Origin of the sequence: Planotetraspora kaengkrachanensis, from assembly GCF_016862895.1 — a bacterium.
Lineage (GTDB): Bacteria > Actinomycetota > Actinomycetes > Streptosporangiales > Streptosporangiaceae > Planotetraspora > Planotetraspora kaengkrachanensis.
Window position 1 is genome coordinate 136921 of record NZ_BONV01000006.1, and the last position, 18146, is coordinate 155066.

The 18146-nt window shown below is 70.8% G+C and carries 14 protein-coding genes; 6 read left to right on the top strand and 8 right to left on the bottom strand.

Going from position 1 to position 18146, the window contains the following annotated elements; all coding sequences use genetic code 11:
• Positions 1-2: 2 nt before the first annotated feature.
• From Pka01_RS10450 to Pka01_RS10475, 6 genes are all read right to left on the bottom strand, one after another.
• The gene (locus Pka01_RS10450; protein ID WP_203882462.1) at positions 3-1529 is read right to left on the bottom strand and encodes a hypothetical protein; all 1527 of its coding nucleotides are present in this window, start codon (positions 1527-1529) and stop codon (positions 3-5) included.
• 98 nt (positions 1530-1627) lie between these two features.
• Entirely contained in the window at positions 1628-2641 is a 1014-nt protein-coding gene (locus Pka01_RS10455) for an acetylxylan esterase (protein WP_203882463.1), read from the bottom strand.
• A complete protein-coding gene (locus tag Pka01_RS10460; RefSeq protein ID WP_203882464.1) occupies positions 2638-5088 on the bottom strand; it encodes a glycosyl hydrolase family 95 catalytic domain-containing protein in 2451 nt (816 codons plus the stop codon). The genes Pka01_RS10455 and Pka01_RS10460 overlap by 4 nt, the downstream gene beginning before the upstream one ends.
• Before the next feature lie 85 nt (positions 5089-5173).
• Positions 5174-6358 carry an SGNH/GDSL hydrolase family protein gene (locus Pka01_RS10465; protein WP_203882465.1) on the bottom strand — a complete coding sequence of 395 codons (1185 nt, stop codon included), beginning with the start codon at positions 6356-6358 and terminating at the stop codon, positions 5174-5176.
• On the bottom strand, positions 6358-8649 hold the full coding sequence (locus Pka01_RS10470; protein ID WP_203882466.1) for a glycosyl hydrolase family 95 catalytic domain-containing protein: 2292 nt from the start codon (positions 8647-8649) through the stop codon (positions 6358-6360). Before Pka01_RS10470 ends, Pka01_RS10465 begins: the two co-directional genes overlap by 1 nt.
• A 124-nt stretch (positions 8650-8773) precedes the next feature.
• Entirely contained in the window at positions 8774-9940 is a 1167-nt protein-coding gene (locus Pka01_RS10475) for an ROK family transcriptional regulator (protein WP_203882467.1), read from the bottom strand.
• Between the two features lie 111 nt (positions 9941-10051).
• On the opposite strand from Pka01_RS10475, the gene Pka01_RS10480 reads away from it, so the two are divergent.
• Genes Pka01_RS10480 through Pka01_RS10495 form a run of 4 tightly spaced genes read left to right on the top strand, consistent with a single transcriptional unit; the run spans position 10052 to position 15357 of the window.
• Positions 10052-12151: an alpha-galactosidase gene (locus Pka01_RS10480; protein WP_203882468.1), complete on the top strand. Its 2100-nt coding sequence runs from the start codon at positions 10052-10054 to the stop codon at positions 12149-12151.
• A 44-nt stretch (positions 12152-12195) separates the two neighbouring features.
• A complete protein-coding gene (locus Pka01_RS10485) occupies positions 12196-13503 on the top strand; it encodes an ABC transporter substrate-binding protein (protein WP_203882469.1) in 1308 nt (435 codons plus the stop codon).
• Between the two features lie 13 nt (positions 13504-13516).
• A complete protein-coding gene (locus Pka01_RS10490) occupies positions 13517-14470 on the top strand; it encodes a carbohydrate ABC transporter permease (RefSeq protein WP_239114874.1) in 954 nt (317 codons plus the stop codon).
• Positions 14470-15357: a carbohydrate ABC transporter permease gene (locus tag Pka01_RS10495; protein ID WP_203882470.1), complete on the top strand. Its 888-nt coding sequence runs from the start codon at positions 14470-14472 to the stop codon at positions 15355-15357. The genes Pka01_RS10490 and Pka01_RS10495 overlap by 1 nt, the downstream gene beginning before the upstream one ends.
• Positions 15358-15390: 33 nt before the next feature.
• Here Pka01_RS10495 and Pka01_RS10500 read toward each other — a convergent pair whose 3' ends face one another.
• Complete coding sequence (locus Pka01_RS10500) at positions 15391-15927, bottom strand: MarR family winged helix-turn-helix transcriptional regulator (protein WP_203882471.1); 537 nt, start codon at positions 15925-15927, stop codon at positions 15391-15393.
• Between the two features lie 101 nt (positions 15928-16028).
• Between Pka01_RS10500 and Pka01_RS10505 the strand changes: the two genes are divergently transcribed.
• Positions 16029-16874 carry a sulfurtransferase gene (locus Pka01_RS10505; RefSeq protein ID WP_203882472.1) on the top strand — a complete coding sequence of 282 codons (846 nt, stop codon included), beginning with the start codon at positions 16029-16031 and terminating at the stop codon, positions 16872-16874.
• 68 nt (positions 16875-16942) lie between these two features.
• Positions 16943-17128, top strand: a complete 186-nt coding sequence (locus Pka01_RS10510) for a hypothetical protein (RefSeq protein ID WP_239114876.1) — start codon at positions 16943-16945, stop codon at positions 17126-17128.
• A 4-nt stretch (positions 17129-17132) separates the two neighbouring features.
• Here Pka01_RS10510 and Pka01_RS10515 read toward each other — a convergent pair whose 3' ends face one another.
• Positions 17133-18125 (bottom strand): YihY/virulence factor BrkB family protein, encoded by a 993-nt coding sequence (locus Pka01_RS10515; RefSeq protein ID WP_239114877.1) that lies wholly within the window; start codon positions 18123-18125, stop codon positions 17133-17135.
• Between the last annotated feature and the right edge of the window lie 21 nt (positions 18126-18146).

An 18146-nucleotide genomic window follows, 5' to 3' on the forward strand; every position in this document is an offset into this window, starting at 1 on the left:
TCCTAGCCGGCCGGTTGTCTCGCGGGCCGGCGCCGGGCGCGGGACCGGATCGCCGCACCGGCGCTCACAGCGAACACCAGCACGTACAGGACGCCCGCGAGCAGCCGTGCCGTGCCGTAGTCGTCGAGCCATCCGGCGCTCCAGCTCAGGAAGGGCAGGTAGACGGCGGAGAAGGCCGCCGGCAGGACCACGAGGTGTCGCCGGCTCGTCTTGGGCCGTTTGGAAGCGAGCATGCCGGCGGCCCCGCCCATCGCGGTGAACAGACCCATCCCCCAGAACACGATCGTCATCAGGCTGTCCTCGGGCGTCCTCGGGCCGGACCCCAGCCACCAGGGCACCAGCAGACTGGCGATCGTGATTACGACCGGCGCGATCGCCCATCCGGTGATCGCCAGGACGACGAGCAACATGACGATCGCGCCGAGGACGGCCATGCCGGTCTCCGCGAGGATCTGAGAACCGGTGGAGGACAACGGCGGGGCCGACGACTCTGACAGGTTGTCCCGGTCGTCGGCGAGCGAGAGCCGGCGCCACTGTCCTGACGGGTCGCGAAGGGCCACACCGTCGGCCCCGTCGGCGACCGCGACGACGTGCCCCCCGGGCACGGGCAGGACGGCCACGGCCATCGAGGCGACCGGGAGCGCCTTCGCGTTCAGGTAAGGAGGCTCGTGGTTCCTCTCCAGCCAGCCCTGCCGGCCCGGTGAGATCTGCCAGTCCACCGACCAGGTCGCTCCGCCGTCGGCGGACCGCTCGACCTTCAGCCGGGGCGGCAGCACCCGATAACACAGCCGCGGCTCACCGGGGACGCAGGCGCGGGTCTGAGGCGGTGCCGAGGGGCGGTCCTCCATACGACGCCACGACCGGCCCTGGTCGTTCGTGACAAGGGCTTCCCTCTGCGGGTCCAGGAACGCGAAGATCTGCCCGTCGTCGGCCTCCACCTGCACGACCGAGGAATCGGAAGGGGCGCCGGCAGCGGAGGTGGCCGTCACCGCCAAGACGGCGGCCGGCAGGGCGAGCACGACCCGGATGGGCCGTACCGTGCGTTCTGCCTGACGCACCGTTCTATCCGAGAAGGCGGGCCGGACGCGTCTCCAGACCAGCCAGGCGAGGGTGAGAGCAGGAAGAGCCGCGAGGTCGGTGGCGTCGGCGACGACCGTGGCGGAGGGGGTGAACACCGCCCACACGCGCTCGGCCGTCTCGGCCCCCGCCGCGGTCGCCTTGACCAGAGCGAAGGCCGCACCCGTCAGCATGATCGCCGCCAGAGCCGCCCAGTCATCAGACCTGGAACGGGACACAGGCACGGGAGGGACACGGTCCGCCGTGAGACGGGCCTTCAGGACCGGAAACCGGGCCGCGGCCGACACGATCGGCGAGAGCAGGAGCGCCAGAAGCGGCGGCGTGACCAACATCCCGGCCACATCGCTGAGTTTGCCGGTGACCGCTCCCGGCCACACGCGTTTGAGCAGGTGGTCGTTGACGATCAGCAGGGCGACCGCGACCAGGGTCACCGGGTGACAGAGCCATGCCACCGGCGTCGCAGGACCTTTAGCGGACATGCCCGCCTCGCTTGCCCTCGTGTGCTCCGGTTACGGACGTAGCCAGATCATCGAGTCGGCCGACGAGACTTTCAAGGGCCGGTCCGACCTTGAACGGCACCGTGATCGTCCGCCGTGCCCGTCGTGCCCGACGACGCGTGGAACGCGTCGAGGGCGATCTCCAGGTCGAGGGACCCGCCCGCCTCGTGCCCGTTGAACTCCCAGGCCCGGATCTCCTTAGGTCCCGCGTAGGCGTGGAAGGCCGCGAAGGCGGTCGCCGGCGGGCACACCTGGTCCATCAGCCCGGTCGAGAACCACGCAGGCGCGGTGGCGCGCTGCGCGAAGGCGATCCCGTCGAAGTACGCCAGGGTCGCGAAGACGTCCGCCACCGCGCCGCGGTGCGTGCCCAGATACCCGGCGATCTCGAGATACGGGCCGTCGGTGCTCTGCCGGACGCCCTGCCGGATGTCGCACAGCAGCGGCGCCTGGAGATGAACCGCGCGCAGATCCGGCACCAGGCCGGCCGCGGCCAGCGCGATCCCGCCGCCCTGGCTCGCCCCGACGACCGAGACCCTCGCGGGATCGACCAGGTCGACGGCGCGCACCGCCTCGACCGCGCGGACGGCGTCGGTGAACACGCGCCGGTAGAAGTACGTCTCCTTCGCGGTGATGCCACGGGTCATGAACCCCGGGTACGACGGACCCGAGCCGACCGGGTCGGGGGTGTGGCCGCCCGCCCACGCCCCGCCCTGGCCCCGGGTGTCCATCAGCAGGTGCGCGTATCCGGCGGAGGGCCACAGCAGGTCCTCCAGCGGGTGGCCGCGGCCGCTGGCGTAGCCGTGGTACTGCACGACCGCGGGCAGCGGGCCGCTTCGGTGGCGGGGGACGCGCAACCACGCCCTGACCGGGTCGCCGCCGAATCCGCGGAAGGTCACATCGAACACGTCGATGGTCCGCAGCCTCGTGGCGACCGGCGCCAGCGTCAGGTCGAGGGGGTGGGACGCCGCGGCGTCGAGGGTGCCGCGCCAGAACGCGTCGAAGTCCGCCGGCGTCTCGTAGCCACTGCGGTACGTCCAGAGATCGGCCTGCTCAGGTCCGGCGGTCATCGGCCCGGTGTCCTCTCACGAATGTCCAGCGACGGCCCGAGGAGGACCTCCTCACCTCCGGCGAGGGTCCGCTCCACGGTCCTGCCGCCCAGGCGGACGCGCACGGTCCGGGTCTCCGCGAGGGCGTTGCGAAGGGTCAGCGAGGTGAGCGCGCCCTGCCGCCAGTCGAGGCCGGCGATCCAGCCGCCGCGGCAGCGGACGCCGTGGGCGGATCCCTCGCTCCACTCCCCGGGGAGGGCGGGAAGGACCCGGATGACCCCGCCGTGGCTCTGCACGACCATCTCCAGCAGCGCCGCCGTGAACCCGTAGTTGCCGTCGATCTGGAACGGCGGATGGGTGCTGAACAGGTTGGGCAGCAGCCCGCCCCACTGCGAGCCGTCGACGGCGACGTTCACCTCGGGGTCGTCGCTGTACGGCCGGGTCGCCTCAAGGAACAGGTCCCGCGCGGCGCGGCCGTCGCCCAGCCGTGCGCGCAGCGCGATCTTCCACGCCCAGGACCACCCCATTGCGCCGGGACCCCGGGCGTCCATCGACCGCTCGGCCGCCGCCGCGAGGTCCGGCGTCTCGACGGGATCGATCTGCCCGAGCGGGTAGACGCTCGCCAGGAACGACAGGTGCCGGTGGTGGGGGTCCTGTTCCTGATGGTCCTCGACCCATTCCCGCAGCCGCCCGTCGGGCGCGATCTGCGGTGGCCGCAACCGCGGCATGGCCGTACGGATCCGGCCGAGGATCGGGTCGTCGAGCCCCAGCGCGTCCGCCGCCTCGAGGCAGTGCGAGAACACCGCGCGGATCAGCGCCATGTCCATCGCGGTGGAGTACGACAACGACTCGGGGGTGCCCCGGCGGGAGAGGAACAGGTTCTCCGGCGAGGTGGAGGGGATCGTGTCCAGCCGGCCGTCCGGGCCGTCGACCAGCCAGTCCAGGCAGAACTCGGCGCAGCCGCGGAGCAGCGGCCACCCCCGGTCGCGGAGGAACGCCAGATCCCGGCCGAACTCGAAGTGCTCCCAGAGATGGTGGGACAGCCAGACCCCGCCCATCATCCAGATCGCCCAGGAGGGGTTCCCGTGGCCCATCCCCACGGGGAGCGCCCAGCCCCACATGTCGGTGTTGTGATGGGTGACCCAGCCGCCTGTGCCGTACAGCTCCCTGCTGACCCTCCCCCCGGTCTGGGCGAGCCGTTCGATGAGGTCGAACAGCGGCTCGTGGCACTCGGGCAGGCCCGCGCTCTCCGCGCCCCAGTAGTTCATCTGGGTGTTGATGTTGACGGTGTAGTTCGACGACCACGGGGGACGCATGTCGGCGTTCCAGATGCCCTGCAGGTTGGCGGGCGGCCCGGCGTCCGGCCGGGACGACGACGCGAGCAGGTACCTGCCCAGCTGGAACATCACCGTGGCGACCAGGCCGTCGTCCTCGCCGCTGAGGACGTCCTTCTCGACGTCGAACGTGCCCGACCGCCGGTCGCCGATCGTGAGCCGCGCCGGGCTCAGCAGGCCGTGCAGGTCGCGCCGGTGCGCCCGCAGCAGTTCCCCTGCCCCGGCCGCGACCGCCGCCTCCGCGTCGCGTACGGCACGGGCCAGGTGGTCCTCCCTGGACGCCGAGCGGACGTCGTCCGCGGGATCCGCCCAGTAGTCGGCGGCACTGGTCGAACTGGTGATGACGATCAGAGCCCGGGACATGCCGCGGACCGACCAGACGCCGTCGGAGGCGGAGACCTCGCCGTCGGCGGCGACGCGCACGGCGGCCGCGGCGAACGGGTCGTAGCCGCCGTCCGCGCCGGCGGCGTACCGCAGGGGCTCGGCGACGTCGGGCTCGTGCATCGGCGCGCCGTCGACGGGGACCTCGACGCCGAGCGTGAGCCCGGCCGCGCCGGCGGCGAGGTGCACCACGCGCAGCGGGGAGGACATCTCCAGCCGCATGTCCGCCGTACCGCCGTCGACGGTCACCTCGACGCAGACGGCCCGTGCCGGCCGGCTCGCCCAGACTCTCCGGCGTACGGAGCGTCCGCCGAGTTCGAAGGACTCGGCGGCCACACCGTCGTCCAGGTTCAGCCTGCGCCCCAGGTAGGCGGCGTCGCCATCGGCCTCCAGAGTCGTCCACAGGTCGAGGAAGGGCAGGTACTCCTGGCTGTAGTCGCCCTCGAAGGACATCAGCAGATCTTCGGCGCGCCGGTGGTCCTCGGCGCGGACGGCGTGTCGCACCTCGGCGAGCCGCTCCGGGCCCGCGCCGGAGGCGACGACCGCGGCGAGGGCCTCGGCCGGGCCCTGCGGGCGTCCCGACCAGATCGTGGAGTCGTTGACCTGGAGCCGGCTGCGGCCGTGCCCGCCGAAGACCATCGCGCCGAGCCGCCCGTTGCCGACGGGCGCGGCCTCGAACCAGTTCGCCGCCGGCCGCGGCCAGGCCAGCACGAGGTCGTCGCCGGCCGCCTTTTCCTCGTCGCTGTGTTCCATGTGGTGCCCCCAGGGAGTGCGATGAAGTCGATGATGCAGGGGCCCGGAACGGCCGCACCCGTTCCGGGCCCCTCTGAGGTGATGGCTACCGGACGCTCAGCGGGTCGCGCCGCAGAGCGGACAGGTCGACGGCGTCGGCCATCGCCCGCATGCCCTTGTCGTTCGGGTGAAGATGATCGCCGTTGTCGAACAACGGGAGCAGCTGGTGCTGGTCGCATGGATCGCGCATGACCTTGTCGAAATCGCTCACGGCGTCGAACTCGCCGCTGGTCCTGATCCAGTCGTTGACGCTCTGGCGTACGGCCTCACCGGCGGCGTCGTACTCGTACCAGCCCTGGTACGGCAGCACGGTCGCGCCGACGACCCACTTGCCCGCCGCGCGGGCCCGATCGATGATCTGCCGATAGCCGGCGATCATGTCGTCCACCGTGACGCCGGTGTGGGCCTTGATGTCGTTGATGCCTTCGAGCAGGAACACCGTGCTGACCCCGGGCTGGGAGAGCACGTCACGCTGCAGTCTGTTCAGCGCGGCCTGGCCGGCGCCGTCCGCGAGCACCTTGTTGCCCGAGATGCCTTCGTTCGCCACTCCCTTCACGGTGATGCCGGACGCGGCCTGGAGTCGCCGGGAGAGATGGTCGGGCCAGCGGCGATTCCGGTCCGCGGTCGACGCCCATCCGTCGGTGATGGAGTCGCCGAGAGTCACCACCGAGCTGATCGCCGTGGACGTCTCCACACTGATGGCGTCCAGCCAGTACCAGGAGCCGATCGGGTCGGTCCAGTTGGCCGCGCCCTCCTCGGCGGCGTGGTCGCCCGCGGCCGCGTAGGAGGTCTGCATGGCCATGCCGTGACCGGTGGTCGGTCCCTGGGCGCCCGTCACATACAGGCTGACGACCAGATCGCTCTGGGCGGCAAGCTCCCCGGGCAGCGGATCGCTGAGCACGGTCTCACCCGCCGGGACGGTGACGGACGCGGCCCCGCGGAAAGTCAGCCGGCGATTGGTGCCGCGAACCAGTTCCGCACCCTGCTTCCGCAGCCCCGCGTAGGCGCTCGCGAAGGTCACGGGGTGCTCACCGAAGGCGTTGGACAACCGGATGCGCATGTCCGTGCCGCCGACGCTGGTGCGCACGATCATCCGGTAGCCGCGGTCGGCCGGCCCGGCATCCTGCCGCTCGGCGCCGGCGCCCCAGGTCACCACGGAGTGCCGGGTCCGCCCGGCCGTGGTCGCCGCGCGTACCCCCTGTCCGGTGATGTGCACCGGGCCCGACCCCATCAGAGGCTCCTCAGCGTGACGGACTCACCGGGCTCGAGGTCGATCCGCCGCGATTCGCCGCCGGCGACGACGGTCGTACTGCGGCCGCCGACGCTCGTCAGCGTCGCCTCGGTGACCTTGCCGTCCTTCCACCTGAGGTCGGCGACGAAGCCCCCTCGGACGCCCACGCCGGACACCGAACCGGAGGCCGCCCAGGCGGCGGGCAGCGCGGGCAGCAGTTCGACGTGGCCGGGCCGGGAGTAGACCAGCATCTCGACGACCGCGGCGGAGGTGCCGAGGTTCCCGTCGATCTGGAAGATGCCGCGGCCCGGGTCGGTCTCGTAGATGTCGAAGAGGTTCATCGCGGTGCCGTTGCCGCCGTTCACCGACGGCTTCAGGTTGGTGATGAGAAGCCGGTACGCCTTCTCCGCGTCCTTCAGCCGGGCCCAGCACAGGCTTCGCCACGCGTTGGCCCAGCCGTAGCTGTCCATGCCTCGCGCGGTGAGCAGCGCGGTCGCGCCGGCGACGACGTCCTTCGAGGTGGAGTCGTCCGGGCGGATCCGGTCGCCGGGGAAGAGGCCGATCAGCGGGGAGAGGTGCCGGTGGGCGGCCTCACCGAGGTCGTCGGCCGACATCCACTCCTCCAGCAGGCCGGTCGTGGGGCTGACCACCGGCAGGTACAGCCGGCCGCGGAGATCGTCGACGGCATCGGCGTGGCCGGTGTCCCTGCCGAGTACCTGGGTGGCGGTGCGGTAGTTCGTGAACAGGGCCCACACCAGTTCCTGCGCGTAGGTGTTGCCCATGGCGTCCTGCGGGCCGTGTTCGGGCGACCAGTCACCGTCGGCGACCAGGACCTCGCGCGCGGCACCGGACGCGTCGGTGACGGTCGCGCTGACGAGGCGGGTCTCCCAGAACTCCACGGCGCCCTTGATGACCGGGTAGACCTTCGCCAGGTAGGCGCGGTCCTGGGTGTACTCGTAGTGCTCGAACAGGTTCTGGCAGAGCCACGCGTTGCCGGCCGGGTGCCACCACCAGCCGCTTCCGCCGAAGGGGTTGGTGGAGAAGCCGACGGCCCAGCCGGCGATCCTCCCGCTGGAGTTGCGGAACCTGTTGGCCGGGTCGCCGAACACCCGCTGGGTGACATCCGTCCAGCACGGCAGCTGCGCGACGCAGTAGTCCGCGAAGGCGTCGAAGCAGTCGGACAGTCCGGCCCGGTCGGCCGGCCAGTAGTTCATCTGGATGTTGATGTCGGTGTGGTAGTCGCCCATCCAGTCTGGGTCGTTGTCGTCCAGCCACGGGCCCTGCAGGCCCATCGGCAGGCCGCCCCGCGACCCGGAGATCATCAGATAACGACCGAACTGCAGGTACGCGGCCTCGAGTTCCGGGTCGGGGACGTCGTCCCGGTGGCGCGCCTGCGTTCGTTCCCAGGTGTCCAGTTCGCGCTGCGCGACGGACGACGTGCCGAGGGCGATGCCGAATCGTTCGAACACCGGCCGGAAGTCGGCGACGTGGGCGCGCAACAGATCGTGGGCGGACTTCCGGGTCAGCGCCCCGGCCTTGGTCCGGGCCAGGTGCTCGGGGTCCAGTGACGGGTCGCGAAACCCGGTGGTCGAGTCGGGGGCGTAGTCGGTGCCGCCCGTGACGACGACGGTGAGATCCCGGCAGCCGGTGAAGGAGATCGACGTGCCGTCGACCGCGATCTCTCCGGTGCCGCTGTACGCGGTGACCGCGGCGCCGTACCGCAGGCCGTTGGCGAGGGAGGCGCCGAACGACGCGGAACGGCCCGCGCCGTCGACGGTGGTGGACTCGCCGTGGGCGCCCGCCAGGGAGACCGTGCCGGTGTACGCGCCGTGGCCCTGCTGGGAGAAGTGCAGAACGAGGGCGTCGTCGGGGCGGCTGGCGAAGATCTGCCGCCGGTAGGTGACACCGTCGACGTCGTACTCGGCGGTGACCAGGCCCTGGGCCAGGTCGAGGGTGCGGCGGTAGTCGCCGACGCCGCCGAGGTCGTGACCGGGGATGTCGACGGCGAGCGTGGCCAGCATGGTCAGGGAACCGAAGTCGTCCCGGCCGTAGGGGAGCTGGCCGTCGCTCTGCGGCGTGTCGTTGAGACCCCCGGTCCACAGGGTGGCATCAGTGATCATCAGGAGTTCACGGGCGGGATCGTTGCTCACGAGCGCCCCGAGGCGCCCGTTCCCGATGGGCAGTCCCTGCTCGATCATGGAGGTGGCGGAGCCGGGCGCCCGCCACCAGAGCTGGTGCTCGGCGGCGTCGTCCGTCGCGAGCAGGGGCGACTCGGTGTTCCGGATGTCCACTTCGGTGCTCCAACTGGGGGTCCGGCAGGCACGGCCCGGCGGGATCGCCGTGCCGCGCCGGGTAGGTCAGGGGGTCGCGGTGCGCGGGGGTGGTGCCTGTTGCGATGGGGCCGGCCGGGTGGGCTCAGGGAGCCACGAGCGACTGGATGCTCACCGCGGCCGCTCCGCGTGCCCATTGCTCGAAGGGCAGCGGGCGGATGGACAACGGGCACTCGACGGCGGCGCCGAAGGCCTGACGTTCGAAGCCGGTACGGATGTGCCGCTCGAACAGGTCATAGGCGGCGAGGCCCTCGCCGGAGACGACGATCCTGGCCGGGCCGACCAGGTTGGCCACGGCCGCGATGCCGAGCCCGATCGCCTCGCCTCCGCGGGCGAAGACGGCGCCGATCCGCTCGTCGCCGGCGCGGGCGAGGGCGACGGCGTCGTCCATGGTGAGGTCGGACCGGCCCGAGGCCTGTCTGGCCTGCCGGACGATGGCGGGTGTGCCGGCGATGGCCTCGACGCAGCCCCGGCTGCCGCAGTGGCACTCGGGGCCGGTGGCGTCGACGCCGATGTGGCCGATCTCGCCGGCGACGCCGTGTGAGCCCGAGACGATCCGGCCGTTGACGACCAGGCCGCAGCCGATGCCGCTGCCCACGGTGACGAGGGCGAACGACTCGGCGCCCACGCCTTCGCCGAACCAGTGCTCGGCTGTGGTCAGCGCCTTCACGTCGTTCTCCACCGTGACGGTGAGCCCGGTGACCTCCGCCGCGCGCTCGCGCAGCGGCACGTTGTGCCACTGGAGGAACGGCGAGTACCTGACCAGGCCGGTGGCCCGGTCGACGTCGCCGGAGACGGCGAGTCCCAGTCTGCGGGTGCGGGGCCGGTAGCCGCCCGGGCCGTCAAGGAGGTCGCCGACGAGGTGGCCGAGTTCGGTCAGGACGGCGTCGACGCCGGGGTCGGTCAGCGGCCGGTGGGCCGAGGCCCGCACGTCCGCGCACAGGTCGATGACCACGCCGATCAGCTCGTCGCCGGTGATCTTCACGCCGACGAAGTACTCGCGGTCGGCCTGCACGGCCAGCGGGCTGGCGGGCCGTCCCGCGCCGGGACCCGTCCGTTCGGTGGCGGCCAGCTCCTGCAGGTAGCCCATCTCGATGAGCGGCCGCGCGGCCTTGGTGACGGCGGCCGAGGACAGTCCGAGCCGCCGCGCTAGGCTGACCCGGCTGAGCGGCCCCTCGGTCAGGACGGCCGTGAACACGGCCGTCGCCGCCGGAGTCTCCGTGAGAGCGCCCGTGCCGGACTCGGTAAGCATGGCCCGAAACGTAGGCGTAATAATTTCCTTCGTCAAGTATTGATTTGCCTGCCGAACGAGTCCTACGCTCGGCGGCACTCACCGGCCTGCCCGCTCGATTCAGAGGACCAGATGCCCTCAGTGCTGTTCCACCCCGACCACCGCCTGTGGCTGTTGCGCGGCGCGACCTCGGCGTACGCCATCCGGCTCGCCGAGGACGACAGCGTGCGGCACGTCCACTGGGGTGCCGTGCTGACGCTCGACCAGGCGGCCGAGCTGCCCGAGCGCGTGTCGCCGGCGGCGAGCAGTTTCGAGGCTGAGGCCGGCGTGGACGAGCTGGCGGTGGAGGGCGGGGCCCGCTTCGGTCCGCCCAGCCTACTGGTCAGGTTCGCCGATGGCACGCGTGGCGTCGAATGGCGCTACACGGGCCACGACATCGACGGCGGCCACCTGCGCATCCACCTGCGCGATCGGCACTACCCCCTGCACGTGACCCTGAACTACCGGATGCACGGCGACGGCGACGTGATCGAGCGGTGGACGAACGTCGAGAACCGCGGCGACGACGCGCCGGTCACGGTGCTGCGGTGCGACTCGGCCGCCTGGGCGGCGCCGCACCGGCCGCACTACCGGATGAGCCACCTCGTCGGCGGCTGGAACAGCGAGTTCCAGGTCAGGCGCACCGACGTCCCCGTGGCCGAGACGGTCCTGACCAGCCGGCGCGGCATGACGAGCCACCACGCCAACCCCTGGCTCGCGGTCGACGACGGCACCGCGTGCGAGGACCACGGCGAGGTCTGGAGCACCGCGCTCGCCTGGAGCGGAAGCTGGCGGATCTCCCTGCACCGCGACCCTGTCGGGCGGACCACCTGGACGGGCGGGTTCGGCCATGAGGGCCTCAGCTGGTCGCTGGCGCCCGGCGAGGCGCTGGAGACCCCGGTCTTCGCCGGCCTCTACACGGCGAACGGGTTCGGCGCGGCCAGCCGAGCCTGGCACGCCCACGTCCGCGCACACGTCCTGGCCCACCCCGACGAGACCCGGCCCGTGCTCTACAACTCCTGGGAGGCGACCGGGTTCGACGTCGACGAGGCCGGTCAGCTGGCGCTCGCCGCACGTGCCGCGAGCCTCGGCGTCGAGATGTTCGTGATGGACGACGGCTGGTTCGGCGGGCGCAGGAGCGAACGCGCCGGCCTCGGCGACTGGACGCCCAACCCGGACGGCTTCCCCTCGGGCCTGGGCCCGCTCGCGGCGGAGGTGCGCCGCCTGGGCATGCGCTTCGGCATCTGGGTGGAACCCGAGATGGTCAACCCCGACAGCGACCTCTACCGGGCACACCCCGACTGGGTGCTGCACATGGCCAACCGCGACCGTACGGAGATGCGCCACCAGCTGGTGCTCAACCTCGCCCGGCCCGACGCCGCCGCGTGGACGCACGCCTGGCTGGACCGGCTGGTGGCCGAGCACGCGATCGACTTCCTCAAATGGGACGCCAACCGTCCCTTCACGGAGGCGGGCTGGCCCGGCCACGAGGACCCCGACCGGTTGTGGATCGAGCACACGCGGTCGGTCTACCGGATCATGGACAGGCTGCGGGCCGACCACCCGGGCCTGCGCATCGAGGCGTGCTCCGGGGGCGGCGGCCGGGCCGACCTGGGCATCCTGGCCCGCACCGACCAGATCTGGGCGTCGGACAACACCGACCCCGTCGACCGGATCGGCATCCAGCACGGCTTCAGCCAGCTCTACCCGGCGCAGGTCATGAGCGCCTGGGTGACCGACAGCCCGAACGTGGCCACCGGCCGGCGGACTCCGCTCCGCTTCAGGTTCCACGTCGCCATGGCAGGCGCCCCCGGCATCGGCGGCGACCTCACCACGTGGACGCAGGAGGAGCTGAAGGAGAGCGCGGAACTGGTGGCCGCGTACAAGCGCATCCGGCACGTCGTCCAGCACGGCGAACAGCACCGGCTGCGCGGCGACGGCACGCTGGCCGGCGTGGAGTACGTCCGGGAGGACGAGCACGTGGTGATCGCCTGGTGTCCCACCCGGGCGTTCGGGCACACCCCGGCCCCGTTGCGCCTGGCCGCCGTACGGCCGGACGCCGTCTACCGTGACCTGGACACCGGGGCGACGTACCCGGGAGCGCTGCTGCTGCAGTCGGGGCTGCCCCTCGGGCTGCCGCCGGGCGACCACGCCAGCGCCCTCGTCCGCCTGCGACGGGCGGACCAGGTATGAAAGCTCCTCAGGGACGCACGCCCCTCACCACCATTGGAGATCCCATGGCATCGCACAACCCGACGCCGTTCCTCGAGTCCCGGCTGGATCGGCGCACGTTGTTGAGGGGGATCGGCGGCGGGGCCGCCGCGCTCGCCGCGGCGCCACTGCTCGCGGCCTGCAGCGGCGGCCCCGCACCGACTGACCCGGCGGCCAGGGCGACCTCGCTCGGGTCGGGGCTGTCCGACCCGGTCCCGAGGAGCGCCATCCAGGCGATGGTCGACGCGTTCACCGGCAAGTCCGGCGCGACCGTGAAGACGAACGTGATGCCGCGCGCGCAACTGGTCGACAACATCAGCTCGTACCTGCAGAGCAACCCCGAAGACGTGATCACCTGGTTCGCCGGCTACAAGATGCGCTACTACGCGGCCAAGGGCCTGCTCGCGCCGGTCGACGATGTGTGGGCGCAGATCGGCGGCAACTTCTCCGAGGGCCTGACCAAGGCGTCCGAAGGCGAGGACGGCAAGAAGTACTTCGTGCCGAACTACAACTACCCGTGGGGCTTCTACTACCGCAAGAGCGTATGGCAGGAGCGCGGCTACGAGATCCCGGGCACCTTCGACGCCTTCCGCGCACTGTGCGAGCAGATGAAGAAGGACGGCCTGATCCCGATCGCCTTCGCCGACAAGGACGGCTGGCCGGCGATGGGCACGTTCGACTACATCAACATGCGCACGAACGGCTACCAGTTCCACCTCGACCTGTGCGCCCACAAGGAGTCCTGGGACCAGCAGAAGGTCAAGGACGTCTTCGACAACTGGAAGGCGCTGCTGCCGTACCAGGACGAGGCCGCGCTCGGCGCCACCTGGCAGGAGGGCGCCCGCACGATGACCGGCAAGAAGGCGGGCATGTACCTGATCGGGGCGTTCATCGCGCAGGACGTCACCGACAAGGAGATCCTCGCCGACCTCGACTTCTTCCCCTTCCCCGCCATCGCGGTGGAGGGCACGGACGCCATCGAGGCCCCCATCGACGGGTTCGTCCTGGCGAAGCGGGCCGGGTCCAACAAGACGGCCAAGGACATGCTGGCCTTCTTCGGCAGCGGCGCCGGTCAGGACGCGTACGCCGCCAAGGACTCCTCGAACCTGCAGACCGCCAAGGACGCGGACACCGCGTCGTTCAGCGAGCTCAACAAGAAGGGCGCGGCGGCGATCGCCGGCGCCAAGTACATCAGCCAGTTCTTCGACCGCGACGCCCTGCCCGCGATGGCGAACAACGTGATGATCCCCGCGCTGCAGGGCTTCATCAAGGACGGCACCATCGACACCCGCGCCATCGAGGCGCAGGCCAAGTCCCTGTACGCGGCCGAGTGAGCCGATGAGCGTCATGCCGCAGACGACCCTGCGCTCGGCTGCCGCCGCACCCGGTGTGACCGCGCCTCCCGCGCGGTCACGCCGGGTACGGCGGCTGTCGGGGCGGGATCGCCTCGTGCTCGGCCTGATGGTGGGCGTGCCCACGCTGATTCAGGCCGTGCTCGTGTGGATCCCCACGCTCCTGTCGGTCGGGTTGTCGTTCACCAGGTGGAACGGGCTCGACCTGGCCGACATCCGGCCCGCGGGCCTGAGCAACTACACCTACGCCGTGGAGGAGTACCCGCCGTTCTGGCCGGCGCTGGCGCACAACATCATCTGGCTGGTCTTCCTCGCCCTGATCGCCACCCCGATCGGGCTGCTGCTCGCCGTGCTGCTCGACCAGAAGATCCGCGGCACCCGGCTCTACCAGAGCGTGTTCTTCACGCCGGTCATGTTGTCGATGGTCATGGTCGGGATCATCTGGCAGCTGGTCTACGCCCGCAACGAGGGCCTGCTCAACCACCTGCTCGGCACCGCGGGCACGTCCGGCGCCGTCGACTGGTTCGGCGACTCCGACGTCAACCTGTGGGCGGCCCTCGTGGCGACCACCTGGCGGCACGCCGGCTACGTCATGGTGCTCTACCTGGCCGGGCTGAAGGGCATCGACCCGAGCCTTCGGGAGGCCGCCGCGCTCGACGGAGCCAACGGCCGGCAGACGTTCTTCCGGGTCGTCCTTCCGGCGATGCGGCCCATCAACATCGTGATCGTCGTCATCACGATCATCGAAGGGCTGCGGGCCTTCGACATCGTCTACCTGATCAACAAGGGCACCAACGGGCTCGAACTGCTCAGCGTCCTGGTCATCCAGAACCTGGTCGGCGCGGGCCAGGTGATCGGCGTCGGGTCGGCTCTGGCGGTCATCCTGCTGGTCATCTCGCTGGGCCCCATCGTCTACTACCTGGTCCGCACGTTCCGGAGGGCTGACTGATGACGGCGACAGCGCCGATCGCGCCGGCGCCCGGCCGACTCCGCCGGCACTACGGCACCCACCTGTTCCTGGTCGTCATGGCGATCATGTGGCTGGTGCCGCTGCTGTGGACGCTCTACGCCGCCCTGCGCCCGAAGGCGGTCACCGACAAGTACGGGTACTGGAGCCTGCACGGACCGATCAACCTGGACAACTTCACGGCCGCATGGAGCCAGGGCGGCATGGCGACGTACTTCGGCAACACGCTGCTCATCACCGTCCCGTCGGTGGTGCTCACCCTCGGGTTCGCCTCGATGATGGCCTTCGCGGTGAGCCGTTTCACCTGGAAGTTCAACCTGACGCTGCTGATCCTTTTCACCGCGGGCAACATGTTGCCGCCACAGGTGCTCGCGGCCCCGCTGTTCGAGATGTTCAAGCACACGCCGCTGCCGTACTCGATCAGTTCGTCGGGCACCCTGCTGGACACCTACTACGCCGTCATCGCCGTCGAGGTGGCCTTCCAGATGGGCTTTTGCACGTTCGTGCTGTCCAACTACATGAAGGCGCTGCCGTCCGGCCTGACCGAGGCGGCCCGGGTGGACGGCGCGAGCGTGTGGCAGCAGTACAGCCGCATCATCATGCCGCTGACGCGCCCGGCGCTCGCCGCGCTGGGCACGCTGGAGGTGGTCTGGCTGTACAACGACTACTTCTGGCCGCTGTTGTTCATCCACAGCGGCGACCGGCTGCCGATCACCACCGGCATCACGAACCTGCAGGGGCAGTTCCTGCTCGACTACAACATGATCGCGGCGGGGGCGACGATCACCGTCATCCCGACCCTGGCGGTCTACCTGGCCCTGCAACGGCACTTCGTCGCCGGTCTCACCCTCGGCGCCGGCAAGGGCTGAGGCCTGGGCGCCTGACGGCGCGGCCGGCCTGGATCAGTGGCCGTCCGCGGCCCGGTGGGCGTGATCGGCGTGCTTGTCATGTTCGGCGTGGTTGGCATGGTTGGCCGCGGCGATCACCTGCGTCAGCATCTGGTGGAGACGCTGAAGCTCGGACAGCTCCATTCCCAGGCGCCCGACGATCGCCGGGGGGATCTTCTCGGCCTCGTCGCGCAACCGCCGCCCCTCCGGGGTGAGGGTCACCGCGAGAGAACGCTCGTCGCCGCTGGCGCGCAGTCGCTGCACGAACCCGTTGGCCTCAAGGCGCTTGAGCAGCGGTGAAAGCGTGGCGGGCTCCAGCTGGAGCAGTCGGCTGAGGTCCTTGACCGACAGCGGCGCGTGTTGCCACAACGCCAGCATCACCAGGTACTGGGGATGGGTCAGCCCCATCGGCTCCAGCAGGGGGCGGTAGACCGCGATCACGCTGCGTGACGCGACGGCCAGGGCGAAGCAGACCTGGTTCTCCAGGGCCAGCGGGTCGGGAATGTCGCCAAGGTCACTCAAGAGGCACCTCCATGGGCGGCGGACTGCCATGCTATAACAGTTAGTGTGCAAACAGTTAGTGCACTAATCATAGGTCGGTCAGCGGCGGCATCTTTCTCCGATGCCGCCGCCCGTCGTCGGAGAGAGATGCCATGACCCGCTCCAACGTGCTCGTCGACGCCGCCTGGGTGCTGGAGCGTCTCGACGACTCCGGCGTCGTACTGGTCGAGGTCGACGAAGACACCAGGGCCTACGACAGGAGCCACATCCGCGGAGCCGTGAAGATCGACTGGAGGGACGACCTCCAGGACCCGATCCGCCGCGACTTCGTCGACAGGAGCGGATTCGAGGCCCTGCTGTCGCGTAAGGGCATCGCGAACGACGACACGGTCATCCTCTACGGAGGCAACAACAACTGGTTCGCGGCCTACGCCTACTGGTACTTCAAGATCTACGGCCACCGGGACGTCCGCCTGCTCGACGGGGGACGCAAGAAGTGGGAGCTCGACGGCCGCGAGTTGTCCGGCGAGCCCGTTCGGCGCCCCGCCACGGACTACCGCGCCCAGGAGCCCGACACCTCGATCCGTGCCTTCCGTGATGAGGTCATCGCCTCCATCGGCGTCAAGGCCATCGTCGACGTGAGATCTCCGGACGAGTTCTCCGGCCGGATCCTCGCTCCCGCGCACTTCCCGCAGGAGCAGCCTCAGGTGGCCGGCCACGTTCCCACGGCCAGGAACGTCCCGTGGTCCAAGGCCGCCAACGACGACGGGACCTTCAAGTCCGACGAAGAACTCCGGCGCCTGTACGGCGAGGCGTCGGTCGACCTGGAAGCAGCGGAGACCATCGTCTACTGCCGCATCGGCGAGCGCAGCGCCCACACGTGGTTCGTCCTGAGCGAGTTGCTCGACCGGCCGGGAGTCAAGAACTACGACGGCTCATGGGTCGAGTACGGCTCACTCGTGGGCGCCCCGGTCGAGCGCGGGCCCGCAGCCTCGTGACGCCGTCGTCCCGCACCAGCGTCCGGGAGGACGGCTGGATGAGCACTCACTCCACCAAGGGAGCCGCCATGCCTCTGCAGAGAAGGAAGCCGCTGGAGGAGCGGATCGCCGAACGCCAGGCGCGACGGCCTCCGCTGCGCGAAGGGAAGGACTTCGAGCACGGACCCGCCAAGTTCCTGTTCATCTTCCTCATCGTGTTCGTCGTCGTGCTTCACTTCATCGGCCTCGCGGTCCTCATGGTGCTGGACATGTGACCGCTCATCGCGTGCCGGACAGGGGACGGCCCGCCTCCTGGGGGTCGGGGCCGGGATCGGGCGTCACGGGCTCACTCCTGCCGGCCCGGCCGGCCTCCAACTGGGCGGCGAACGCCAGGCCGAGCAGCAGGGCCGTCGAAGTGAGGAACGACCACAACAACAGCGCCATGACCGCGGTGAGCGGGCCGTACATCGCGCCGAACGTCCCGCTGCCCGCCGTGTAGAGCGCCAGCAGGTAGGTGAGCGCCATCCAGAGGAGCACGGCGACGGTCGCGCCGACCGCGAGCCACGTGTGGGCCGGCTGGCGGCGTCTCGGTGACGACCGGAACAGCACGGAGATCGACACGACGGCGAGCAGGAAGCCGAGCGGCCAGCGCAGCCACTGCCAGACCGCCCGGGGAGTCGCGCCCCACCCGTAGACCGCGGCCGCCGCCTCCCCGGCGGCCGCGCCGCCGACGAGGACGACCAGGCCGATCCCCATGAGGAGACCCGCCGTCACGGCCATCAGCAGCGCCCGGCCGTACTTGCGCAGGAACGGGCGGTCCCGCTCGACGCCGTAGATCCGGTTGGCGCCACGCTCGAACTGGGCCATCGCGCTCGTGAGCGACACGAGGGCCGTCACCAGGCCGAACCAGAGCGCGAGCGCCTCCCCGGCGCCCCCGCCGCGCCGCCCCGGCGACAAGGTCTCCTCGATGATCCCGCCGCCGCCTCCCGGCGCCAGGCGCCTGAGGGTGAGCTCGAGGACCTGCCCGATGTCCGCGTGGTTGAGCGCCGAGCTGAGACCCACCACGGCGATGGCCCCCGGGATGATCGCCAGACAGACCTGGAACGCCAGGGCGCGGGCGTTGCTCATGCCGTCGCCGTACCTGAACCGCAGGAAGGAGTCGCGGACCAGTTGCCGGCCGCCGTACTGCCGGATGGTGGCGTAGGCGTCGTCGGCGGAAAGCTGCTCTCCGGTCATGTCCCGGGTCTCCGGCACCGTGGTCGCGGTTCCCACGCTGTCATCACCTCCGCCGCC